This is a genomic window from Streptomyces sp. NPDC006529, from assembly GCF_040611795.1.
In the GTDB taxonomy this organism is placed as follows: domain Bacteria; phylum Actinomycetota; class Actinomycetes; order Streptomycetales; family Streptomycetaceae; genus Streptomyces.
Map to the genome: position 1 here is coordinate 1 of NZ_JBEXPB010000035.1, position 23444 is coordinate 23444.

Sequence of the window (23444 nt, forward strand, 5' to 3'; positions counted from 1 at the left end):
TCTTCTGGCATGAGCGTTTCCTCAGTGCGGGCTTGAGGTGAGCTGGCGGCCGTCGTGGCTGCGTGGGGTGATGCCCCGGACCCCGCTCAGGCCTTGCGGGCCCGGGCCGCCTTCTTGGCCGGGGCGGCGGCCGAGGCGGTCTTCTTCGCCGCCGCCTTCTTCGCGGTGGCGGCGCCCGCCGCGGCCACGGCCTTCTTCGCCGGGGCCCGCTTCTTCGACGCGGCCCGCGCCGCGGGCACACCGGCGTCCGAGACCCGCTCCGCGCCCAGGATGTCCCGCAGGAACTTGCCGGTGTGGCTGGCCCCCACGGAGGCCACCTGCTCCGGCGTGCCCTCCGCGACCACCAGACCGCCGCCGTAACCGCCCTCGGGGCCCATGTCGATGACCCAGTCGGCGGTCTTGACGACATCGAGGTTGTGCTCGATGACGATCACCGAGTTGCCCTTGTCGACCAGCCCCGACAGCACCTTGATCAGCTTCGAGATGTCCTCGAAGTGCAGACCCGTCGTCGGCTCGTCCAGCACGTAGACCGTCCGGCCCGTCGACCGCTTCTGCAGCTCCGACGCCAGCTTCACCCGCTGCGCCTCACCGCCCGACAGCGTCGGCGCGGACTGCCCGAGCCGCACGTAGCCGAGCCCGACCTCGTTGAGCGTGCGCAGGTGCCGGCTGATCGTCGGAACGGCCTCGAAGAAGCCGAGGGCCTCCTCGATCGGCATGTTCAGCACCTCGGCGATGGACTTGCCCTTGTAGTGCACCTCCAGCGTCTCCCGGTTGTACCGGTCCCCGTGGCAGACCTCGCACGGGACGTAGACGTCGGGCAGGAAGTTCATCTCGATCTTGATCGTGCCGTCGCCGGAGCAGTTCTCGCACCGGCCGCCCTTGACGTTGAAGGAGAAGCGGCCCGGCAGGTAGCCGCGCACCTTCGCCTCCATCGTCTCCGCGAAGAGCTTGCGCACGTGGTCGAAGACGCCGGTGTACGTCGCCGGGTTGGACCGCGGGGTGCGGCCGATCGGCGACTGGTCGACATGGACGACCTTGTCGACGAGGTCGTCGCCCTCCACCCGGGTGTGCCGCCCGGGTACCGTCCGGGCGCCGTTCAGCTCGCGCGCCAGGTGCGTGTAGAGGATGTCGTTGACCAGCGTGGACTTTCCGGAGCCGGACACGCCGGTGACGGCGGTCAGCACCCCCAGCGGGAAGGACACGTCGATGTCGCGCAGGTTGTTCTCCCGCGCGCCGTGGACGGTGAGCATGCGGCTCTCGTCCACCGGCCGCCGCACCTCGGGCAGCTCGATGGACTTCTTCCCGGACAGGTACTGCCCGGTCATCGACTCGGTGTTCTTCAGCAGGTCCTTCAGCGAGCCGCTGTGCACGACCTTGCCGCCGTGCTCACCGGCGCCCGGGCCGATGTCCACGACCCAGTCCGCCACCTTGATGGTGTCCTCGTCGTGCTCGACGACGATCAGCGTGTTGCCCATGTCGCGCAGCCGCACCAGCGTTTCGATCAGCCGGTGGTTGTCGCGCTGGTGCAGGCCGATGGACGGCTCGTCCAGTACGTAGAGCACGCCGACCAGGCCGGAGCCGATCTGCGTGGCCAGCCGGATGCGCTGGGCCTCGCCGCCGGACAGGGTGCCCGCGGCGCGGTTGAGCGAGAGGTAGTCCAGGCCGACGTCCACGAGGAAGCGCAGCCGCTCGTTGACCTCCTTCAGCACCCGCTCGGCGATCTTCTTGTCGCGGGCGTCCAGGCGCAGTTCGCCCAGGAACTCGGCGCACTCGCTGATCGACATCGCGGACACCGCGGCGATGGACTTGCCCATCACGGTCACCGCGAGCACGATCGGCTTGAGCCGGGTGCCCTCGCAGGTCGGGCAGGGCACCTCGCGCATGTAGCCCTCGAAGCGCTCGCGGCTGGTGTCGCTCTCCGCCTCCGAGTGCCGCCGCTTGACGAAGGGCACGGCGCCTTCGAAGGCGGTCGTGTAGGCCCGCTCGCGCCCGTACCGGTTGCGGTAGCGGACCTCGATCTGCGTCTTGTGGCCGTACAGCAGGGCCTTCTTGGCCCGCTGCGGCAGTCCGGCCCAGGGGATGTCCGTCCGGAATCCCAGCTCGCCCGCGAGAGCGCCGATCAGCCGCTGGAAGTAGTCCTTGGTGTGGCCGAGCGACCACGGCGAGATCGCGCCCTCTTCGAGGGACTTGTCCTCGTCGGGGATGATCAGCTCGGGGTCCACCTCCATGCGCGTACCGATACCGGTGCACTCGGGGCAGGCGCCGAAGGGCGAGTTGAAGGAGAAGGAGCGCGGCTCCAGCTCCTCGAAGGACAGGTCGTCGTACGGGCAGTAGAGGTGCTCGGAGAACATCCGCTCACGCTCGGGGTCGTCCTCGGCGAGGTCGACGAAGTCCAGGATGACCATGCCGCCGGAGAGGCCGAGCGCGGTCTCCACCGAGTCGGTGAGCCGCCGCTTGGCGCCGTCCTTGACGGTGAGGCGGTCGACGACCACCTCGATCGTGTGCTTCTCCTGCTTCTTCAGCGTGGGCGGCTCGGAGAGCTGGATCGTCGTTCCGTCCACCCGGGCCCGGCTGTAGCCCTTGGTCTGGAGGTCGGCGAAGAGGTCGACGAACTCGCCCTTGCGCTCGCGCACGAGCGGCGAGAGCACCTGGAAGCGGCTGCCCTCGGGCAGCGCGAGCACCCGGTCGACGATCGCCTGCGGCGACTGCCGCGCGATCGGACGGCTGCACTCGGGGCAGTGCGGCTTGCCGATGCGGGCGAAGAGCAGGCGGAGGTAGTCGTAGACCTCGGTGATGGTGCCGACGGTGGAGCGCGGGTTGCGCGAGGTCGACTTCTGGTCGATCGAGACGGCCGGGGAGAGGCCCTCGATGAAGTCGACGTCGGGCTTGTCCATCTGCCCCAGGAACTGACGGGCGTAGGACGACAGCGACTCGACGTAGCGGCGCTGGCCCTCGGCGAAGATCGTGTCGAAGGCCAGGGAGGACTTGCCCGAACCGGAGAGTCCGGTGAAGACGATGAGTGAGTCGCGGGGCAGGTCGAGCGAAACGTTCTTGAGGTTGTGCTCGCGAGCGCCACGAACGATGAGACGGTCGGTCACGCCGGTCCGCACCTTTCTTGAGAGAGCGGGGGACGGGCCCCGGCCATCCAGAGTATGGGAGGGGGGAGGCGCCGCTGGGGTGTGTGTCTTGTTCTCCGAGCGTATAGCACGTGCATTCGATTTACGGCACTCCGCAGAGTGCTTCACCCGATCGTGTGGCAGCGCTAGGGTCGGCCCCATGATTGATCATGTGCACGACCTGCGATCCCTACGCGATGCCACGGACCGACTGCTGACCGCGGCCGCGAAACTGGACAACGCCGCCGTGGCCGAGGCGTCACGCCTGCCGGGCTGGTCCCGGGGTCACGTCCTCGCCCACCTCTCCCGCAACGCCGACGCCCTCGTGAACGTGTTCGAGGGGCGTCCGATGTACGAGAGCGCCGCCGCCCGCGACGCCGACATCGCGCGCGACGCAGGGCGGCCTCTGGTGGAACAGCTGGAGGACGTGCGGAATTCCGCCGCCTCCTTCGAGACCGTGGCCGGAGCCCCCCAGGACTGGTCCCGCACGGTCGAGCTGCGCAACGGGGTCACCGACAGCGCCTCCCGGATCCCCTTCCGCCGCCTCGTCGAGGTCGAGCTGCACCACGTGGACCTCGGGATCGGCTACGAGCTGGCGGACCTCCCGGACGAGTTCACCGAGCGCGAGATCGTCTTCCTGGCCGACCGCTGGTCCGGGCACCCCGAGGTGCCGCCGGTGACGCTGTCCGCGGGGGACGGCCGCACCTGGCGCACCGGCTCCGCCGACGGCTCCCCGGTCACCCTGACCGGTACCCCGGCGCAGCTCCTGGCCTGGCTGGCCGGGCGCGGCGACAAGGGCGACGCCCTGACCACCGCGGGCGGTCCCCTCCCTCTGCTGCCTCCGCTCTAGGATCAGGTCATGACGTACAGCGGAGCGGTGAAGGTCGGCGGTCCGGCCGACGTGCACGAACTCGCGGACCTGATGATTTCCAAGGTCGCCGTGGGCGACATGAACAACAACGCCTACCTGCTGCGCTGCCGGGCGACCGGCGAGCAGCTGCTGATCGACGCGGCCGCCGAGGCCGCCACCCTGCTCGGCCTGATCGGTGACGACGGCATCACGGCGGTCGTCACCACCCACCGGCACGGCGACCACTGGGGCGCCCTGCGCGAGGTGGTCGACGCGACCGGAGCCCGGACCTACGCCGGGCGCCACGACACCGAGGGCATCCCGGTGCCGACGGACGTCCCGGTCGAGGACGGCGACACCCTGACCTTCGGGCGGGTCACCCTGACCGCCCGCCACCTGGTCGGCCACACCCCAGGCTCGATCGCCCTGGTCTACGACGACCCGCACGGGCACCCGCACGTCTTCACCGGGGACTGCCTCTTCCCGGGCGGCGTCGGCAACACCGGCGGCGACCCGGAGGCGTTCGCCCGGCTCCTCGGCGACGTCGAGGAGAAGCTCTTCGGGCAGCTCCCGGACGAGGCCTGGGTCTACCCCGGCCACGGCAACGACACCACGATCGGCGCCGAGCGCCCGCAGCTCGCGCAGTGGCGCGAGCGCGGCTGGTAACCCCTCCTCCCTCCCGGCTCCGGGCCGCCCCTCCCCAGCGGAAGGGCGGCCCGCGTCAACACCGCGGCGGCGCTCCACCCGTTCCGGCGAAGGAGGCGCGAAGGCGCCCCCCGGCCCCGCGCGGCGGGGTACTTGCTGCACCATGCACCAAGATCGCTCCACCCGCCCGGACCCGTCCGTTCCGGGTCCCCGTGACCACGCCCCGCACCGGGACCGCTCCCCCTCGATGCTCCGCCTCGCCTCGGCCTCGCTCGTCGGCACGGCCATCGAGTTCTACGACTTCTTCGTCTACGGGACCGCCGCCGCCCTGGTCCTCGGCCCCCTGTTCTTCCCCACCTTCTCGCCGCTGGCCGGGACCCTCGCGGCCTTCGGCACCTTCGGCGTGGGCTTCCTCGCCCGCCCGCTGGGCTCGGTGCTCTTCGGCCACGTCGGCGACCGGTACGGCCGGCGGCCGGTGCTGCTCGCGTCCCTGCTGTTGACCGGGCTCGCCACGGTCGCGGTGGGCTGCGTACCGGCGTACTCCTCGATCGGGGCCGGCGCTCCGGTGCTCCTGCTCCTGCTGCGCTTCCTCCAGGGCCTCGGGCTCGGCGGGGAGTGGGGCGGGGCGGTGCTGCTGACCGCGGAGCACGCCCCCGAGAACCGGCGCGGGCTGTGGTCGAGCTTCCCGCAGACGGGTCCGGCCGTCGGGTTCCTGCTGGCGAACGGGCTGATGCTGGCGCTGTCCGCCGCGCTCACGGACGGCCAGTTCACGTCCTGGGGCTGGCGGGTGCCGTTCTGGGCGGCCGGTGTGCTCGCGCTGTCGGGCCTGTGGTCGCGCCGATCGGTCGAGGAGACCCCGGAGTTCCGCGGGCTCGCCGCCGGCGGCCGGCGGGCGAACGCGCCGGTGGCCGAGGTCGTCCGCGACCACGGGCGGCTGCTCCTGCTCACCGGCGGCGCGCTCGCCGTCGGCTACGCCGTCTTCTACGCGGTGACGACCTGGTCCCTGGCCTACGCGACCGACCACCTGGGGGTCGACCGCAGCGTGATGCTGGCCTGCGTCATGGCGGCCGTCGCCGTGAAGGGCTGCGTCACCCCGCTGGTGGCGGTGCTGGGCGACCGGTACGGGCGGCGGCCGCTCTGCCTGGCCGGGAGCGCGGCCTGCTCGGTGTGGATGTTCCCGCTGGTGGCCCTGTTGCGGACCGCCGACCCGCTGCTGATGACGCTGGGCTGCCTGGGCGCGCTGCTGGGCATGGTGACGATGTTCGCGGTGGTGGGCGCGTACCTGCCGGAGCTGTATCCGCCGCGCGTGCGGTGCACGGGGGCGGCCGTCGGCTACAACCTGGGCGGGGTGCTGGGCGGCGCGCTGACGCCCGTCGTGGCCACCGCGCTGGCCGAGGGCCCGGGGCCGCCCTGGGGTGTGGCCGCGTACCTGACCGGGATCGCCCTGGTCAGCCTCGCGTGCTTCGCCCTGCTGCCGGAGACGCGCCCGGTGGCCGTACGCACGGCGGGGGCGGCCGAAGCGGCCGCCCCCGCCTGAGCGCAATCCCGCGCGCCTCAGCCGACGCTGTCGCGCGACGCGGCCCCGGCGGCGGCCTCGGCCGCCGCCTGCTTCTTCGAGGCGAGCAGGCTGGTGATCGTGGTGATCACCAGGACGCCGCAGATGACGCCGAGCGAGACCGGGATGGAGATCTGCGGGACGTGCACCCCGGACTCGTGCAGGGCGTGCAGCACGAGCTTGATCCCGATGAAGCCCAGGATGATCGACAGGCCGTAGCTGAGGTGGACCAGCTTCTTGAGCAGGCCGCCGATGAGGAAGTACAGCTGGCGCAGGCCCATGAGGGCGAAGGCGTTGGCGGTGAAGACGATGTACGGGTCCTGGGTCAGGCCGAAGATCGCGGGGATGGAGTCCAGGGCGAACAGGATGTCCGTCGTGCCGATGGCGAGCATGACGACCATCAGCGGCGTCAGGACGCGCTTGCCGTTCTCCCGGATGAAGAGCTTGGTGCCGTGGTACCTGTCGGCGACGCCGAACTTCTCTTCGACGGACTTCAGGAGGCGGTTCTCCTCGAACTCCTCGTCCGCCTCGTCCTTGCGGGCCTCCTGGATGAGCTTCCACGCGGTGTAGATCAGGAACGCGCCGAAGATGTAGAAGACCCAGGAGAAGCTGGCGATGATCGCGGCGCCCGCGGCGATGAAGATGGCGCGCAGCACCAGGGCGATCAGCACGCCCACGAGCAGCACTCGCTGCTGGAGGTGGGAGGGCACCGCGAACTTCGCCATGATCAGGACGAAGACGAAGAGGTTGTCGACGCTCAGCGACTTCTCGGTGATGAAGCCCGCGAAGAACTCCTGGGAGGCCTGGCCGTTGCCGAAGACCAGCAGGCCGAGGCCGAAGAGCGCGGCGAGGGCGATCCAGACGACCGTCCAGATGCCCGCTTCCTTGATCGATACGTCGTGCGGTTTGCGGCCGATGAAGAAATCGGCTCCGATGAGGATGCCCAGACCGAGAATGGTCAGCACCCAGAGGGTCCACGAAACGTCCACGTTGAACTCGCCTCCGGCGGATGGCTCAGCACTGCGTCAGCGTCATCGCTGCCGGAGGTCTCTTCCACCCGGGCGGCCAGGAGGCCGTGGGCCGACGCCCCGGGACCGGTCACGGTCCGTATTGACGGGCACGCCGTAGCTGGGAAGCAGGAATACTCCCCTCCGCACTCACGAGGGTACCCCGCTCTGCCCCTTTTGGTAAAGGGAAGACCAAGAGAAGGTCAGGCACTGGTCAGGAACCGCTCGACGGACGGCCCCGCGCGGAGCCGCCCGCTCAGGCGCCGCGCCCGCCTCGCGCCTCCACGATCCGGTCCAGCACCTGGTCCAGGACCCGGCTGCCGGGCGGCGGGAACGACGCCTCGAAGGTCCAGGCATGACCCACCCACGGATCGGCCAGGTGGTTGTCGGGGACGGGCGACAGCCGCATCAGCGACCGCCACAGCGGGTCCAGCAGCGGCCCGTACGCCGAGGACTCGTCACGGTCCGCGACCATCAGCAGGTGCACGCCGACCGCGGGACCCTCGTCGGCCAGGTAGCGCAACCGGGTGACCGCCCGGTCGTCGAAGCCGTGCGGGAAGTCGTGGACGATCAGCAGCTGCTCGGCGGTGTCCAGGTCCGGCGGCAGGTCCTCCGGCGCCCCGGCCCGCACCGCCATCTGTACGAGGTCCACCCGGCGGGTGAGCCGCGCGAGGGTCTCGGTGACCCCGGCGGCCCCCGCGGCGGGCGGCGCCGCCAGGACGCCCGCCCGCACGAGCGGGGCCAGCGCGTCGGCCCCGGCTCCGGCGGCGTCGATGACGTGCACGGAGAACCGGCCCGCAGGGTGCACGGCGAGCAGCCGTACGGCGTGCGCGACGGCCATGTCCATGGCGGCCCGGCGCAGCGGGGCGGTGTCCGCCGCCATCGCCGCCTCGGAGCCGGTCCGGCCGTTGTCGATCCACAGCCCGCGCTCCAGCGGGAACCGCACCAGCATGGGGATGCGCAGCCCGGGGCACTCCGGCAGGTGCAGGTCGCCCAGGCGCAGCGCCAGGGGGGCCTCGGCGGGGATCCGGTGGGCGTGCCAGACGGGGTTGTCCCAGCGGGCGAAGGCGGCGGGGAGCGCGGGTTCGACCACCTCGGATTCGGCCGTCAGCTGGGCGAGGTCCCGGTCCAGGACGGCCCGGGCGCGGCCGACCAGGTCGTCGCGGCGGGCCCGGGCCTTCTCCCGGGCGCCGTCGCCGGAGCCGCCCAGCCGGCCCAGGGGGTCGGCGAGGGCCTCGTCCAGTTCGCGGTCCATCCGGGTCTCGGCGTGGTCGGCGGCGCCGCGGTAGGCGGAGACCGAGCGGGCCAGGTCCTCGAACATGCCCCAGACCTGGTTGTAGAGCCGCTCGTCCATGGTCCAGCCGGTGGCGTCACCGGCGACCGGGCGGGGCGGCTCGCCGGGCAGCGCGGGCGGGGCCTGCGGAGCGGGCGCCGGGGGTGCGTCGGTGCGCGAGCGGCGCGGGTGGGCGTAGCTGATGGTGGGCGGCCCGTCCGGGCCGGAGCCGGGGTCCGCGGGTGGCGGCGGGGGCACCGGGCCGGGGACCGGTTCCTGCGGGGCCGCTGCGAGCGGGGCCGTCGGCGGGGTCGGGGTAGCGGAGGCCGCGGGCGCCGGTACGGGGGGCGGTGCGGGCACGGAGCCCGTCCCCGCCGGCGCGGCGGAGTAGGGGGAGCCCGGAGAGCCCGGGACGGGCGCAGGGTCGACGGGCCCGGAGCCCGCGGCCGTGTGGGCCTCGGCGGCGAGGTCCGCGGCGGCCGGGGCGCTCAGCCCGTGGTCGGTGAGGAGGGCGGCGAGACCGTCGGCGTACCCCTGGCCGACGGCGCGGACCTTCCAGGCGCCCTGGCGGCGGTACAGCTCGACCGCGACGACGGCGGTCTCCGCGTCCAGCCCGGTCAGGGTGTACCCGGCCAGCTCGGCGCCGTCGGGGGCGGCCACGGCGACGTGCGGCGCGGCGACCGCGCCGAAGCGGGCCGGGCCGCCGGGCGGCAGCGCCAGCACGACCCCGACCCTGTGCACGGCGGCGGGGACCTCGTCCAGGTCGACCGCGAAGGCGTGCCGAGCGGCCGCGGCGCCGGGCACCTCCAGGCCGGGCACCCGGGGCGCACCGGGGTGGGCCAGGGATCCGGGGCCGTCCAGCAGCCCCCGGTCGTCGCCCAGCGCGGCCCCGGCGAGCACGGGTGTGCCCGCCGAGACCCTGATCTCCACCCGGTGCCGGGACAGGGGGTGGTTCTGCCCCCGGACCAGTTCGGCCGTCATCGTGCAGCCCCTCCCCCGTCGTACGCGTTCTTGTCGGCGGCCGCCGCCGCCCGCCGGGTGACGGCGGGCGCGGCGGGACCGGTGACTACAGGTGCGGCAGGATCGCCGGAAGCAGGTCCTGGAAGGTCCGGCCGTTGGCCGCGTTGCCCAGGGCCGTCATCTTCCAGCCGGCGCCCGCGCGGTGCACCTTCGCCATGATCTGCGCGGTGTACTGGCCGCCGCCGTCGAGCGTGTAGCGGGCCAGCTCCTGGCCGTTGGTCTCGTCGACGATGCGGCAGAAGGCGTTCTGCACCTCCTGGAACGTCTGGCCGGTGAACGAGTTCACCGTGAAGACGATCTGGTCGATGTGCACCGGTACGCGCTGGAGGTCGACGAGGATCGACTCGTCGTCGCCCCCCTGGCCGGCGCCGCCGACCAGGTTGTCGCCGGTGTGCCGGACCGAACCGTCGTCGCTCTGCAGGTGCCGGAAGAAGACGACGTCCATGGGCTCCTTGCCGGCGAACAGCACCGCCGAGGCGTCCAGGTCGATCTCCCGGGTACGGCCGCCGAACAGGCCGCGGCGCTTGGCCGCCTGCCATCCGAGGCCCATGCGGACCGCGGTCAGCGTCCCCCCGTCCGCCTTCTCCAGACTGATGGCCTGACCCTTGGTCATGTTGACCGTCACGCGCTGTCCCCTCTCCATAGCCACCCCCAGGCAGCGAGTACCTGCGGCTGTTCCACGCCCGAACACTACTGACCGGCTCCGGCTCAGGCGAGGCCCGCTTCCTTCATCTGCCGCAGCTCCTTCTTCAGTTCCCCGACCTCGTCCCGGATCCGGGCCGCGACCTCGAACTGCAGCTCGGCCGCGGACGCCCGCATCCGCTCGGTCATCTGCTCGATCAGCGCGGCCAGTTCCGCGGCGGGCCGGTCGGTGAGCACCTCGCCCCGGGCGCCGCCCTTCGCGGCCTTGCCGCCCTTGACCGCCGCCGCCCGGGCGCCCAGCACGGGCACCGGCGCCTTCGCGTCCTTGCCGCCCTTCTGCTGGCGGTAGCCGGTGCCGAGCAGCTGCTCGGTGTCGACCTCCTCGCGGGCGATGGTGGCCACGATGTCGTTGATCTTCTTGCGCAGCGGCTGCGGGTCGATGCCGTGCGCCGTGTTGTAGGCGACCTGCTTCTCCCGGCGCCGGTTGGTCTCCTCGATGGCCTTCTCCATCGCCGGGGTCATCTTGTCCGCGTACATGTGGACCTGGCCGGAGACGTTGCGCGCGGCGCGGCCGATGGTCTGGATCAGCGAGGTCCCCGAGCGCAGGAACCCCTCCTTGTCGGCGTCGAGGATCGCCACCAGCGACACCTCGGGCAGGTCGAGGCCCTCGCGCAGCAGGTTGATGCCGACGAGGACGTCGTACTCCCCGGCCCGCAGCTCGCGCAGCAGCTCGATCCGGCGCAGCGTGTCCACGTCGCTGTGCAGGTAGCGCACCGCGATGCCCAGCTCCAGGAAGTAGTCCGTGAGGTCCTCGGCCATCTTCTTGGTGAGGGTGGTGACCAGGACCCGCTCGTCCTTCTCGACGCGCTGGCGGATCTCGTGCACCAGGTCGTCGATCTGGCCCTCGGTCGGCTTGACGACGACCTCGGGGTCGATCAGGCCGGTGGGCCGGATGATCTGCTCGACGAAGCCGTCGCCGCGCGAGAGCTCGTACTTTCCGGGCGTGGCCGACAGGTAGACGGTCTGGCCGATCCGCTCCTGGAACTCCTCCCACTTCAGGGGACGGTTGTCCAGCGCGGAGGGCAGCCGGAAGCCGTGGTCGACCAGGGTCCGCTTGCGCGAGGCGTCGCCCTCGTACATGGCGCCGATCTGGGGCACGGTGACGTGCGACTCGTCGATGACGAGGAGGAAGTCCTCGGGGAAGTAGTCGATGAGGGTGTTGGGCGCCGAGCCGCGCTCGCGGTCGTCCATGTGCAGCGAGTAGTTCTCGATGCCGGAGCAGGACCCGATCTGGCGCATCATCTCCAGGTCGTAGGTGGTGCGCATGCGCAGCCGCTGGGCCTCCAGCATCTTGCCCTGCTTCTCCAGCTCGTCCAGGCGCGCGGTCAGCTCCGCCTCGATGCCCCGGACCGCCTTCTCCATGCGCTCGGGCCCGGCGACGTAGTGGCTGGCGGGGAACACGTACAGCTCGCGGTCCTCGCTGATCACCTCGCCGGTCAGCGGGTGCAGGGTGGAGAGGGCCTCGATCTCGTCGCCGAACATCTCGATCCGGACGGCCAGCTCCTCGTACACCGGGAAGATCTCGATGGTGTCGCCGCGCACCCGGAAGGTGCCGCGGGTGAAGGCGACGTCGTTGCGGGTGTACTGGATGTCGACGAACCGGCGCAGCAGCTGGTCCCGGTCGAACTCCTCGCCGACCTTGAGCGAGACCATCCGGTCGACGTACTCCTGCGGGGTGCCGAGGCCGTAGATGCAGGAGACGGAGGCGACCACGATGACGTCGCGGCGGGTCAGCAGCGAGTTGGTCGCGGAGTGGCGCAGCCGCTCGACCTCCTCGTTGATGGAGGAGTCCTTCTCGATGTAGGTGTCCGACTGCGGGACGTAGGCCTCGGGCTGGTAGTAGTCGTAGTACGAGACGAAGTACTCGACGGCGTTGTTGGGCAGCAGCTCGCGGAACTCGTTCGCCAGCTGGGCGGCCAGCGTCTTGTTCGGGGCCATGACCAGCGTCGGCCGCTGGAGCTTCTCGATCATCCAGGCCGTGGTGGCCGACTTTCCGGTGCCGGTCGCGCCCAGCAGGACGACGTCCTTCTCCCCCGCGCGGATGCGCTTCTCCAGCTCGGCGATGGCCGCCGGCTGGTCGCCGCTGGGCTGGTAGGGACTGACGACCTCGAAAGGCGCCACCGTGCGTTCGATCTTCGATACGGGCCGCATGAGTCAACCGTACGGCCCCCCACTGACACTCACGCATCCGCGCGGCCGCCGGGCTCCGCGACGGGCGGCCTACCCCCGTGCGACCAGCGCGGTCCCGGCTCCGTGACGTCCCGGGACGCCCGGCGGCCCTGGTCCGTTTGTCGTAGTTCGGTGGCGACGCGCCGAGGGGGAACGGCATCATCGCGAGCAGGCCGTCACACACCGCGACGGGCCGTCAGATGCGCCAGGAGGGGCGGGACCAGTCATCACCGCCGAGCCGCCGAGCGCGCCGCACCGCCGGGCCGCGCCGTCCGCCCCGCCGCCCCGCGCCCCCGCCCCGCTCCCGCTCCCGCCCGCGCGCGCCCCGCGCCCCCGCCCGCCCGCGCGTCCGGCCGGGCCGCCGGCCGGCCCCTTCACGACCCGCGAGTCGACCCCTTGCTGACCCGTGACCCGAGGAGACCGCAGATGTACGTCCGAACCGTTGCCGCGGCTGCCGCCGTGCTGGGCATCACCCTCTGCGCGCTGGGCGGGCCGGCCGGCGCCACCCGGGCCGCCCACCCGGCGCCGGCGCGGTCGGCCGGACCGCCGGCCGAGCCGGGCGCGCGTACCGCCCGGGGCCCGGCCACGGGCGCGGCCGTGCGTCCCGCCGCGCTGCGCGGGAGCGCGGGCCGGGCCGCCGCGCCCCGCTCCGCGCCGCTGGCGGGGCCGCGGCCGGGGCTGTTCGGGCTGCCGGTGGTGTACGCCCACCGGGGGGCCTCGGCGTACGCCCCGGAGAACACGCTGGCCTCCATCGACCTCGCCGCCCGGCTGGGCTTCGACTGGGTGGAGAACGACGTCCAGCGCACCAAGGACGGCGTGCTCGTGGTGATCCACGACGACACCCTCAAGCGGACCACCGACGCCCGGACGGTGTTCCCGAACCGCAGCCCCTGGCGGGTGAAGGACTTCACCGCGGCCGAGATCGCCCGGCTCGACGCGGGCAGCTGGTTCCGTCCCGAGTTCGCCGGCGCCCGGGTCCCGACGCTGGCGGAGTACCTGGACCGGGTCCAGCGCAATCAGGGCCGGCTGCTGCTGGAGGTCAAGAAGCCGGAGCTGTACCCGGGGATCGAGCGCCAGATCCTGGAGCAGCTCGACCGGGCGGGTTGGCTCGACGACCGGCACGTCGCCTCCCGCCTCGTCGTACAGAGCTTCAGCGCCGACTCGGTGGCCCTGGTGCACAGCCTGCGTCCGGATCTGGTGACCGCCTTCCTCGGCGCGCCGCCGGAGGACGAGCTGGAGCGGTACGCCGCCTTCTCCGACCGGATCAACCCCTGGTTCCGGGAGATCTCCGCCGAGTGGGTGGCCGACGTGCACGCCCTCCGGGGGCCGCACGGCCGGCCCATGGAGGTGGACACCTGGATCGTGGACGATCCGGAGACGACCGAGCGCGTCGTGGAGATGGGCGTGGACGGCATCATCACCAACGCCCCGGACGTGGTGCGCCAGACGGTCTACGGGTACTGACCCGCCCGTCCCGGGCGGCCGCAAGCGGCCCCGGGGCGTTGTCGGCGGGGCGCCGTACGGTGGTGGGGTGGACAGCACCGAGCGGCCCCGGGGGCCGCACCTCGAATGGACCGTGGTCGACAGCCCCATCGGTCCGCTCCTCCTCGCCGCGACCCACGAAGGTCTGGTCAAGGTCGCCTTCCACGCGTCCGCGCGGACGGCCGGGCCGCTGATCGACCGGCTGGGCGCGTCGGCCGTCCGTCCGGCGCCGGGCGAGGAGGTCCTGCTGGCCGAGCCCGTACGCCAGCTCGCCGCCTACTTCGCGGGCGGTCTGCGGCGCTTCGACCTCCCGCTGGACTGGCGCCTCAGCTCCGGCTTCCACCGCCAGGTGCTCCAGGAGCTGGACCGCTCCGTGCCGTACGGGGCGGTCGTCGGGTACGGCGAGCTGGCCGCCCGGGTCGGCCAGCCCGGCGCGGCCCAGGCCGTGGGCGCGGCGATGGGCTCCAATCCGCTGCCGCTGGTCGTGGCCTGCCACCGGGTCGTGGAGAACGGCGGCGGGATCGGCGGGTTCGGCGGCGGGGTGGAGACCAAGCGCACCCTGCTGGCTTTGGAGGGCGTCCTCCCGGAGCCGCTGTTCTGAGCGGCGGGGCCGCGGCTCCCCGGCAGCTGACCTGGAACTATCCGGTTCCCCCGGGCGGCTGGCGGTGCGACACTGCGCCGGTGACTGCTGCCGCGGCCCCGCCCGCCGTCCCCCGCCCCGCACGGCCCGTCCGCTCCTGCCCGCCGGACCGGAGGTGTACGTCGTGACCGCCCCGCACGGTACGGACCGCTCCGGCGGCCCCGCCGAGCCCGGTGCGCCGGCCGGAGCCGGTGCTGCCGTAGGGCCCGGCGCGCCCGTCGACCCGGTCGCGCCCGTCGACCCCGCCGACCCCGTCGCGGCCGCGCCGCCGGACCGCGCGGCGCGCCCGGGCCCGCGGCGGCGCTGGGGCCGCACGGCCCTTGAGGTCCGGGAGGTGACCGAGGCCGACCTGCCCCGGCTGCGCAGGCGCACCTCCGGCGTCCTCATAGCCGGCCAGATCCTGGGCGGCCTGGGCATACCGATCAGCATCGCGCTGGCTCCGGTCCTCGCCACCGAGGTCAGCGGCACCGAAGCCATGTCCGGGCTGGCCTCGACCGCCTCCGTCGTGGGCACCGCTCTGGTCTCGCTCCCGCTCGCGGCGCTGATGACCGCGCGCGGGCGCAGGCCGGGGCTGGTGCTCGCCTACCTGATCGGCGCGGGCGGCGCGGGCCTGGTGGTCCTGGCCGCCGTGCTGGGCAACTTCCCGCTGCTGCTCGTCGGCATGGCCGCCTTCGGCGCCGCGTCCTCGGCCAATCTGCAGTGCCGGTTCGCCGCCGCCGACCTGGCGGCCCCCGACCACCGGGCCCGGGCGATCTCGACGGTGGTGTGGGCCACGACCATCGGTGCGGTGCTGGGACCCAATCTGTCGGCTCCGGCCAGCCGGAGCTTCGCGGGGACGTCCGTACCCGAGAAGGCCGGCCCGTTCCTGTGGGCCGGCGCGATCTTCCTGCTCACCGCGCTGCTGATCGGCGTCCTCCTGCGGCCGGATCCGCTGCTGACCGCGCGGGCGCTGGCCGGACCGGCCGAGCAGGCGGCCGGTGCCCGCTCGCTGCGGGCCGGGTTCGCCGCCGTACGGAGCTCGCCCCGGGCGCGCCTGGCGCTGGTGACGGTCGCCGTGACGCACACCGCCATGGTCTCGATCATGGTGATGACCCCGGTCGACCTGGGCCACCACGGCGCCGGCCTCCAGCTGATCGGGCTGGTGATCAGCGGGCACATCGCCGGGATGTTCGCCTTTTCGCCGGTGATGGGATGGCTCGCCGACCGGCTCGGCCGGCTGTCCGTGATCGGGCTGGCCGCCGGACTGCTCGCGATCGCCGCGCTGCTGGCGGGCACCGCCGGAGCGCACCACGCGCAGACCGCGGCGGGACTGTTCCTGCTGGGCCTGGGCTGGTCGGCGGGGCTGGTCTCCGGTTCGGCGCTGCTGACGGACTCGGTGCCGCAGGCCGCGCGGGCGGCCGTACAGGGCCTGTCCGACCTGACCATGAACACCTGCGCGGGCGTCGGCGGGGCGGTGTCCGGGCTGATCGTCGCCCAGGCGGGCTACGGCTGGCTGAACGCGGTCGGCGCCGCGCTGCTGCTGCCGATGGCCGGGCTGGCGCTGTTCACCGCGCGCCGCCATCCCGTGGCCGTCGGCCCCGCGGCGACCGGCGGCGGGGCCGTCAAAGGCTGATGTGGTAGGCCTTGCGCAGCGTCTCGTGCACGGTCCAGGTGGTCCTGTCACCCTCCCGGAGCACGCAGGCGGTGCCGGGGCCGACCTCCAGCCGCGCGCCGCCCTCGACCTCGATGGTGGCCCGGCCGCTGACGACGACGAACAGCTCGTTCGCCTCGGTGTCGGTGACCGTGCCGGGCGTGATCTGCCAGATGCCGCGCAGCTGCTTGCCGTCCGCGGACTCCCACAGCACCTTGCCGGTCACCACCGGGTCGCCGGACAGGATCTGCGCGGGGTCGAGCTCCTCGGCCTCCAGTTCCGTATCCGCCAGATCGGGTACGGACACGGCGAAGGATGCGGGGGCGGAGGTGGGCGCGGGGGCGGGCGCGGCGGGGTCTTCGGTGCTCATGGCGCGAAACCCTAGCCCGGCCGGCCGGCCCGGCGCGGTGACCAGGACGTCCAGGATCGGGAGCGCGGACGAGTCACCCTGTCCAGGGGCGCGAGCACTGCGAGCGCCGCGCGCACCCCGCGCATCTCGGACAGTTGGGCCGGGGGCGCGTTTGGCGGCCTGGATCCCGTGCCATGGATGGGGACATGTCACAGCACACAGCGGTTCCGGTCCTGTCGGAAGAGGTCCGCGACGCGCTCGCGGAGCAGCGGCCCGTCGTCGCCCTCGAATCGACGATCCTCGCGCACGGCCTGCCCCGGCCCCGCAACCTCCAGGTGGGCGGGGAACTGGAGGCGCTCGTCCGGTCGGAGGGCGCGGTTCCGGCGACCGTCGCTGTGCTCGACGGAGTCCCGTACGCCGGGCTCGACAAGGCACAGCTGGAGCGCATCGCCACCGGTGACGGCGTGCGCAAGCTCGGGCACCGGGACCTGGCCCCCGCGATGGCGGCGGGCGCCACCGGGGCGACGACGGTGTCGGCGACGGCCTTCCTGGCCGCCCGGGCCGGGCTGCGGGTCTTCGCCACGGGCGGGCTGGGCGGCGTACACCGCGACTGGGCGCGGGCGCAGGACGAGTCGGCGGACCTTCCGCTGCTCGCCCGGACCCGGATCACGGTGGTGTGCGCGGGCGTGAAGTCGGTCCTGGACGTCCCCGCCACGCTCCAGCGGCTGGAAACGCTGGGCGTGGGGGTGCTGGGCTTCGGGACGGAACGTTTTCCCGGGTTCTACCTGAGCAGTTCCGGCGAGCCGGTCGACTGGACCGTGCACCGGCCGGAGGAAGTGGCCGCGGTGATGGCCGCCCAGGACGCCCTGGGCGGGCCGGGCTCCGCGCTGCTGGTCGCCAACCCGGTCCCCGAGTCGGAGCAGCTGGACCCCGACCTGCACGACCGGGTCCTGGCCGAGGCCCTCGCCGAGTGCCGGGAGCGCGGCATCACCGGCCAGGCGGTGACCCCGTTCCTGCTCGGCTTCCTGGTCCGGGCGACCGGCGGGGCCTCGCTGGAGGCCAACCTCGCGGCGGTGCGCGGCAACGTGCGCCTGGGCGCGCGGATCGCGTCGGCCTGGGCGGCCTGGTGAGCGGGCCGGGGGGAACGCCCGGGCACGCGCCCACCGGCCGGCCCGGCGCACCGGCCGCGGAGTTCGCGGGGAGCCTGCTGGTGGTCGGGGACGTGGTCACGGACGTGGTCGCCGTGCACCTGGAACCGCTGGCTCCGGCCACCGACACGGCCGCCCGGATCCGTACGATGCCCGGTGGCGCCGGGGCCAACGCGGCCTGCTGGGCGGCCCACGAGGGCGCCGCCGACGTCGCCCTGCTCGCGCGGGTGGGCGCGGAGTCGGCGCGGTGGCACGAACACGCCCTGGTGGCCGCCGGGGTGCGGCCGCTGCTGGTGACCGATCCGGTGGAGCCGACCGGGACGGTGGTGGCGCTGGTCGGCAAGGACGCGGAGCGGACCTTCCTGACCGACAGCGGGGCGGTGCTGCGGCTCTCGCGGGCCGACTGGACCCCGGAGCTGCTGGACGGGGTGGCCCACCTGCACCTGTCCGGCTACCTCTTCTTCGGGGACACCAGCCGGGAGCTGGCCCGCCTCGCGCTGCGGTCGGCCCGGGAGCGCGGCATACCGGTGAGCGTGGACCCCGCCTCGGCCGGGTTCCTGGCCGCGCTGGGGGTGGACCGCTTCCTGGACGCGGTGGCGGGGGCCGATGTGCTCCTGCCCAACGAGGACGAGGCGCGGCTGCTGGCCGGGCTGCCCGGCCCGGCCCCTTCGGCGCGGGCGGCGGCGGAGCTGAGCCTGCGGGTGCCGCTGGTGGTGGTGACCCGCGGTCCGGCCGGGGCGCTGGTCGCCGAGGGGGGCCGGGTGAGCGCCGAGGTCGCGGCGGAGCCCGCGCTGGCGGTGGATTCCACGGGCGCGGGCGACGCGTTCACCGGCGGGTTCCTGGCCGCCCGGCTGGCGGGCGCGGGCCCGGTGGAAGCGGCGCGGGCGGGGTGCCGCGCGGGGGCGGTGGCGGTGACCCGGCTGGGCGGCCGGCCGTAGGCGGCGGATCGGTGGCGGCGGGAGCGGTGGCGGCGGGAGCGCCGCGGCTCAGCGCGGGGGTCCGGCCCAGGCGGGGTGGCGGGGGTCGTCGGCGCGGACGATGACGTCGGCGGCCGACTCCGGGCCGGTCTCGGCGTCGTAGCGCGCGAAGGCCGGTACGGTCCAGCGCTCGGCCTCGGGCGTGCGCCGGGCCAGGGCCGCGGCGGAGAGCCGGATGTGGACGCTGAGGTCGAAGGGGAACCAATGGCCCATCAGGAACGGTCCGTGCAGGACGAGTACCCCGCCCGGCGGCAGGGTCACGTACGGGCTGCGGGTCGCCCGGTCGGTGACCGGGTCCCAGAGGTCGGGCAGCACCCGGCCGCTGCCGCCCGGGTCCAGCGGACCGACGACTTCGCGCCACAGGGCCGCCGTGTCGTACCAGCCGTCGAGGTAGGAGTCGACGTCGCGCCGGCCGTGCTCGAAGCGCAGCGAGGCGGGCCGCAGGAATCCGCCGGTGGGCACCACGAGGACCGAACGGCCGCGCAGGCGCAGCGCGTCCGCGAGGTGCCCGGCGAGCGTGCCGGTACCGGCGGCGGGCGCGCCGTCCACGGCGACCCGCAGCCAGGACGCGGCCCCGCCCGGATCGCCGCCGGCGTCCGCGGCGCCGCCCGGAGCCGGCCGCGCCTCGTCGAGATGGCCCGCGAGCCGCTCGGCCATCCCCTGCCATGTGATCGCTTCCAGCTGCACGGTCCCATTGTCAGTGGTCGGCCGTAGCGTTTCTCGACAAGGGATCACCGACGCGGAAGAGCCGTCGGCCCGGCCTTGGGGAGGGGTCTGTCATGGCTCGCGAGACGACGTACCTGGAGCTGTCGCAGGAAGGTGGCGGCGCCCACAAGTTTTACGAGGTGACCGTCGACGGGACGGCCGTCTCCGTGCGCTACGGCCGGATCGGGGCTGAGGGCCAGGTGCAGAACTCCTCCTTCCCGACCCTGGAGAAGGCGCGGGCGGCCGCCGCGAAGAAGGTCGGCGAGAAGGTCCGCAAGGGGTACGCCCCCGCCGTCCGGGGCCGGCGGACGGCGCGCGCGGTCTCCCGCCGCCAGGTGGCCTCGGCGCCCTCGACGGCGCGCGCGGTGGCGCCGGTGCTGTGGCGGTTCCGCACGGGCGCCTCGGCGTTCGGGATCCATGTGGACGAGGACCGCTGCTGGGTCGGCAACCAGGCCGGGGACGTCTACACGCTGAGCCACGGCGGTGAGGTGCTGGCCCGCTATGCGCTGCCGGACGGCGTCAAGTGCCTGGTGGCGGACGAGTTCTGGATCTACGCGGGCTGCGACGACGGCACGGTGTACGACCTGTCGTCGAAGGTCCCTTTCGGGGCGTACGACATCGCGGCGGACGTGGACATCTTCTGGCTGGACATCCACGAGGGCGTGCTCACCGTGTCCGACCGCGACGGCGGTCTGACGGTCATCGACCACGAGGACGAGTTCCAGTGGTCGCGCCGCTCCTCCGGTTCCAACGGGTGGATGGTGCGGACCGACGGGGACGCGGTCTACCACGGGCACAGCGCGGGCGTCACGGCCTACGCCCCGGACGGCAGCGGCGAGTTGTGGCACACCGCGACCAAGGGACAGGTGCTCTTCGGCTGGCAGGAGGACCACGCGGTGTACGCGGGGACCTCGCGGTACACCGTGGAGCGGATATCGAAGGCGCGGGGGACGGTCGAGGCCACCTACCGGTGCGACGCGGCGGTGTACGCGTGCGCGACCTCGCCCGACGGCCGGCACGTCTTCGCGGGGGACTCGTCCTCGTCGGTGTACTGCTTCGACGCCGACGGGCGGCGGCTGTGGAAGCTGGGCACGGGCAGCGGTTCCGCGCTGTCGATGCAGTACCTGGACGAGCGGCTGTACTTGGTGACCACCGACGGATCGCTGGTGTGCGTGGACGCGAGCGAGGCGGCCATCGCGGCGGCCCAGCAGGGCTCGGTGCCGACCGCGCTGGACGTGAAGTCGGCGGCGGCCCTGCCGGTGTTCACCCCGGCCGCGTCGCCGGCCGCGGTGGCGACGGTGACGGTCGCTCCCGCGGGCGGCGTGGTGGTCGAGTGCGTCCAGCAGGGCGGGCGGATGCGGGTGCAGGTGGTCTCGGGCGGCTTCGAGCCCTCGTGGAACGTGCAGTTCCCGCGGGGCATCCGGGAAGCGGGCGCCCGGTACGTGGTGGAAGGGCTGCACCCGGCGCCCGGGGGCTTCTACCGGGTGCGCGGGGAGATACGCCGCCTGGTGTGAGCGGGGGCCGCGGCGGACGGCGGCTCCGCGGCCGGGCCGGGCCGGCCGTCCCGGGCGCGGCGGGGGGCGGGCGCGTCGACCGAGAGGGGCAGCCCTTCGGGGAGGGCGTAGGTGACGTGCAGGATGACCGGCTCGGCGCCGAGGTTGCGGCCGAGGTGGACGTGTTCGGCGCCGCCGCGTTCGACGAAGCGCGTCCCGGCCTCGTGCACCTCGACCGTGCCGTCGTACAGGAACCGGGTGAGCGTGCCGGACCGGACGACGGCGTGGAGCGGGACGTGGTGGAAGTGCCAGCCGGTGGAACCGCCGGGCTCCAGGACGATCTCCCGCTCCAGGAGGTCGGCCAGGGCCGACGGCCCGGCCGCCGGGCGTATGCGCCCGGGCTCATCCCGCGCGGCGGGGGCCGGGAGTCGTCGCCTGCGGGGCGCCGCGCCCGCGATCCCGGCCATCGGCTTCGGCCCGCCCATGTACGCCTCCTCCGCGCTCCCTCCGGGGGCGGCCGGCGCCCCTGGAGTGGCTCACCGTAGGCAGGCTCCAGGTTGACCGGAAAGAATTCCCGGAACACCAACTACCGCGCTGCGCAGGGTGATATGGGGTGGCGACGGCGGTATCACTCCTGTATGGACCTCGTCGTCTTCGAGCCGCTCAAGCGGATCAGCTGCGCCGAGTGCGGCCACGGACCGCTCACGCACCTCGTGCGCGAGTCGGGCGTTCCCCGCTGCCTGGACTGCGCGGACCTCGGGCACCTCGTCTACCTGCCGCGCGGGGACGCCGCCCTCACCCGCCGCGCCCGGACGGCCAGTTCGCTGTGCGCGGTCGTGGTGCGGTTCAACAAGCGCCGCCGCCGGCACGAGCGCCAGGGCCTGCTGGTCGAGGAGCACGCGCTGGTCCGCGCCGAAGCCGCCTGCCTCGTGGACGCCGAGGCGCGGGCCCGGCGCCGGGCCCGTGACCGGGTGCGCCGGGCCGCGGAGGACACCCGATTCACGGCGCTCTTCGCGGCCGAGATAGCGCGGCTGTTCCCGGGCTGCCCACCCGACCGCGCCCGGGCGATCGCGGCGCACGCCTCGGTCCGGGGCAGCGGGCGGGTGGGCCGCAGCGCGGCGGGGCGGGCCCTGTCCGAGCAGGCCGTCTCGGTCGCGGTCCGCGCCGCGGTCCGGCACGAGGACACCGAGTACGACGCCCTGCTGATGGCGGGCGTGCCCCGGTTCGAGGCCCGCGCCCGGCTCGCTGCGCGGATCGACGCGGTCCTCGACTCCTGGCGCCCCGGCCACGGCCCCGCGGACACGGCTCAGCTGGCGCGGGACCGCCGGTAGAGCAGGGCTCCGCCGAGGAGCAGGGCGGCGCTGCCCGGGACGAGGTAGCCCAGCGCCTCGGCGCCCGTGTGCGCCAGCGCGGCTCCCGTCGCGCGCGGCGGTGCGGGCGGGGTGACCGGGGCGGGCGGAGCGGGCGGCCGCACCGCGGTCGGCGGCTGCGCGGGCTTGCCGCCGCTGGGCGGGGTGCCGTTCACCGAGGTGTTGCCCGTGGCGGAGTTGCCCGCGCCGACCACGCTCACCGCGTTGCCGCTGATGTTCACCGGGAGGTCGATCGGCAGCTGGAGCCCGTTTCCGGACAGCAGCCCGGGCGAACCGTTCGCCTGGCCCGAGGCGACCGCGCCCCCGCCGTTCCCGGCACCTTGCCGGGAGGGGCCCGTCGAGGACGACGGGCCCGACGGATGCGAGGGCCTCGGGTCCGGATGCTCGCCAGGACCGGTGTTGGAACACCGGTTGCCGGAGGCGGAGTTGAGCACGCCCACCACGCTCACGGTGTTCCCGCACACGTTCACCGGGGTGTGCACCGGCAGCTGCACCAGGTTCCCCGAGAGCAGCCCCGGCGAACCCAGCGCCTGTCCACCCGCGCCCGCGTCGGCTTGGGCGAAGCCGCCCGCGCTCACGGCAGCCAGTCCACCTCCCGCAACCACCGCCGCGATCAGGCCATTTCGACGACTGCGTCGCATCAGCTTCCCTGCCTTCCGGAGGAGTTCACGGACGTCGCGCCCGCACCGGAACAACGCCCCGGACCCATTCGGGTTATAGAGCCGGTAGGCATTTCACTCCATCGTGTACTGGGTAGTGCGTACTTCATGATGGACAGACCGCTGCTGCTCCTCGACGTGGACGGCCCGCTCAATCCGTTCCGGTCGCCCCTCGCCGGGCTGCGGGGATACACCACCCACCGCATGCGCCCGGCCCTGTGGATGTCCCGCCGCGACCCGGATTCCGCGAGCGCCCGCCGGGGACTGCGGGTCCGCCTGCACCCCACGCACGGCCCCCGGCTCCAGGCCCTGCCCTTCGAACTCGCCTGGGCCACCACCTGGATGCACCAGGCCAACACGATGATCGCCCCGCACATCGGACTACCCGGTGATCTTCCCGTCATCGAATGGCCGGAACTGTTCGCCCATGATCCCGACGGCCTCTACTGGAAGACCCGGCCGCTGCTCGACTGGGCCGACGGGCGGCCCTTCGCCTGGGTCGACGACATGATCACCGACCGGGACCGCGCCTGGACCCGCGCCCACCACCCGGCGCCCGCCCTGCTCCTGCGCATCCACCCCCGCCACGGCCTGCGCGTACGCGACTTCACCACCCTCGCCCGCTGGGCGGCCGCGCTGCACGGCAACTGAGCG

20 protein-coding genes are annotated in these 23444 nt (G+C 73.7%); 11 read left to right on the plus strand and 9 right to left on the minus strand.

Features of this window, described 5'->3' with window-relative positions:
- Positions 1-86 precede the first annotated feature (86 nt).
- Entirely contained in the window at positions 87-3098 is a 3012-nt protein-coding gene (uvrA, locus tag ABZY31_RS22500) for an excinuclease ABC subunit UvrA (RefSeq protein ID WP_356413011.1), read from the minus strand.
- A gap of 178 nt (positions 3099-3276) precedes the next feature.
- Here uvrA and ABZY31_RS22505 point away from each other — a divergent pair, with 178 nt between their 5' ends.
- From ABZY31_RS22505 to ABZY31_RS22515, 3 genes are all read left to right on the plus strand, one after another.
- On the plus strand, positions 3277-3966 hold the full coding sequence (locus ABZY31_RS22505; RefSeq protein ID WP_356413013.1) for a maleylpyruvate isomerase family mycothiol-dependent enzyme: 690 nt from the start codon (positions 3277-3279) through the stop codon (positions 3964-3966).
- 9 nt (positions 3967-3975) lie between these two features.
- Positions 3976-4632 carry an MBL fold metallo-hydrolase gene (locus tag ABZY31_RS22510; protein WP_356413015.1) on the plus strand — a complete coding sequence of 219 codons (657 nt, stop codon included), beginning with the start codon at positions 3976-3978 and terminating at the stop codon, positions 4630-4632.
- A 226-nt stretch (positions 4633-4858) separates the two neighbouring features.
- Positions 4859-6148, plus strand: coding sequence for an MFS transporter (locus ABZY31_RS22515; RefSeq protein ID WP_356413099.1), 1290 nt, complete (start codon positions 4859-4861; stop codon positions 6146-6148).
- 17 nt (positions 6149-6165) lie between these two features.
- Here ABZY31_RS22515 and ABZY31_RS22520 read toward each other — a convergent pair whose 3' ends face one another.
- The 4 genes from ABZY31_RS22520 to uvrB all read right to left on the minus strand — a co-directional run bounded on the left by ABZY31_RS22520 (position 6166) and on the right by uvrB (position 12319).
- A complete protein-coding gene (locus ABZY31_RS22520) occupies positions 6166-7155 on the minus strand; it encodes a TerC family protein (RefSeq protein WP_356413017.1) in 990 nt (329 codons plus the stop codon).
- 274 nt (positions 7156-7429) lie between these two features.
- Positions 7430-9427, minus strand: coding sequence for a TerD family protein (locus ABZY31_RS22525; RefSeq protein ID WP_356413019.1), 1998 nt, complete (start codon positions 9425-9427; stop codon positions 7430-7432).
- 85 nt (positions 9428-9512) lie between these two features.
- Entirely contained in the window at positions 9513-10091 is a 579-nt protein-coding gene (locus ABZY31_RS22530) for a TerD family protein (protein WP_356413021.1), read from the minus strand.
- 83 nt (positions 10092-10174) lie between these two features.
- The gene (gene uvrB, locus ABZY31_RS22535; protein WP_356413023.1) at positions 10175-12319 is read right to left on the minus strand and encodes an excinuclease ABC subunit UvrB; all 2145 of its coding nucleotides are present in this window, start codon (positions 12317-12319) and stop codon (positions 10175-10177) included.
- A 444-nt stretch (positions 12320-12763) separates the two neighbouring features.
- Between uvrB and ABZY31_RS22540 the strand changes: the two genes are divergently transcribed.
- The 3 genes from ABZY31_RS22540 to ABZY31_RS22550 all read left to right on the plus strand — a co-directional run bounded on the left by ABZY31_RS22540 (position 12764) and on the right by ABZY31_RS22550 (position 16071).
- Positions 12764-13801 carry a glycerophosphodiester phosphodiesterase family protein gene (locus ABZY31_RS22540; protein WP_356413025.1) on the plus strand — a complete coding sequence of 346 codons (1038 nt, stop codon included), beginning with the start codon at positions 12764-12766 and terminating at the stop codon, positions 13799-13801.
- Between the two features lie 67 nt (positions 13802-13868).
- Entirely contained in the window at positions 13869-14420 is a 552-nt protein-coding gene (locus tag ABZY31_RS22545) for a methylated-DNA--[protein]-cysteine S-methyltransferase (RefSeq protein WP_356413027.1), read from the plus strand.
- 373 nt (positions 14421-14793) lie between these two features.
- Positions 14794-16071, plus strand: coding sequence for an MFS transporter (locus ABZY31_RS22550; RefSeq protein ID WP_356413101.1), 1278 nt, complete (start codon positions 14794-14796; stop codon positions 16069-16071).
- Here ABZY31_RS22550 and ABZY31_RS22555 read toward each other — a convergent pair.
- The gene (locus ABZY31_RS22555) at positions 16061-16459 is read right to left on the minus strand and encodes a cupin domain-containing protein (protein WP_356413029.1); all 399 of its coding nucleotides are present in this window, start codon (positions 16457-16459) and stop codon (positions 16061-16063) included. The genes ABZY31_RS22550 and ABZY31_RS22555 overlap by 11 nt on opposite strands.
- Positions 16460-16644: 185 nt before the next feature.
- Between ABZY31_RS22555 and ABZY31_RS22560 the strand changes: the two genes are divergently transcribed.
- Together ABZY31_RS22560 and ABZY31_RS22565 are read left to right on the plus strand one after the other, a co-directional pair.
- On the plus strand, positions 16645-17568 hold the full coding sequence (locus ABZY31_RS22560; RefSeq protein ID WP_356413031.1) for a pseudouridine-5'-phosphate glycosidase: 924 nt from the start codon (positions 16645-16647) through the stop codon (positions 17566-17568).
- Between the two features lie 74 nt (positions 17569-17642).
- A complete protein-coding gene (locus ABZY31_RS22565; RefSeq protein WP_356413103.1) occupies positions 17643-18524 on the plus strand; it encodes a PfkB family carbohydrate kinase in 882 nt (293 codons plus the stop codon).
- Positions 18525-18572: 48 nt separating this feature from the next.
- On the opposite strand, the gene ABZY31_RS22570 is transcribed toward ABZY31_RS22565, so the two are convergent.
- Positions 18573-19250 carry a uridine kinase gene (locus tag ABZY31_RS22570; protein ID WP_356413032.1) on the minus strand — a complete coding sequence of 226 codons (678 nt, stop codon included), beginning with the start codon at positions 19248-19250 and terminating at the stop codon, positions 18573-18575.
- Between the two features lie 92 nt (positions 19251-19342).
- On the opposite strand from ABZY31_RS22570, the gene ABZY31_RS22575 reads away from it, so the two are divergent.
- Positions 19343-20782, plus strand: a complete 1440-nt coding sequence (locus tag ABZY31_RS22575; RefSeq protein ID WP_356413034.1) for a WGR domain-containing protein — start codon at positions 19343-19345, stop codon at positions 20780-20782.
- Here the strand turns inward: ABZY31_RS22575 and ABZY31_RS22580 are convergent.
- Positions 20746-21246, minus strand: a complete 501-nt coding sequence (locus ABZY31_RS22580; protein WP_356413036.1) for a cupin domain-containing protein — start codon at positions 21244-21246, stop codon at positions 20746-20748. The two genes, ABZY31_RS22575 and ABZY31_RS22580, sit on opposite strands and share 37 nt — an antisense overlap.
- 153 nt (positions 21247-21399) lie before the next feature.
- On the opposite strand from ABZY31_RS22580, the gene ABZY31_RS22585 reads away from it, so the two are divergent.
- Complete coding sequence (locus ABZY31_RS22585) at positions 21400-22092, plus strand: DUF2293 domain-containing protein (RefSeq protein WP_356413038.1); 693 nt, start codon at positions 21400-21402, stop codon at positions 22090-22092.
- On the opposite strand, the gene ABZY31_RS22590 is transcribed toward ABZY31_RS22585, so the two are convergent.
- Positions 22068-22709: a chaplin gene (locus tag ABZY31_RS22590; protein ID WP_356413040.1), complete on the minus strand. Its 642-nt coding sequence runs from the start codon at positions 22707-22709 to the stop codon at positions 22068-22070. The two genes, ABZY31_RS22585 and ABZY31_RS22590, sit on opposite strands and share 25 nt — an antisense overlap.
- Before the next feature lie 189 nt (positions 22710-22898).
- On the opposite strand from ABZY31_RS22590, the gene ABZY31_RS22595 reads away from it, so the two are divergent.
- Positions 22899-23441: a hypothetical protein gene (locus tag ABZY31_RS22595; RefSeq protein ID WP_356413042.1), complete on the plus strand. Its 543-nt coding sequence runs from the start codon at positions 22899-22901 to the stop codon at positions 23439-23441.
- The last annotated feature ends 3 nt before the right edge of the window (positions 23442-23444 follow it).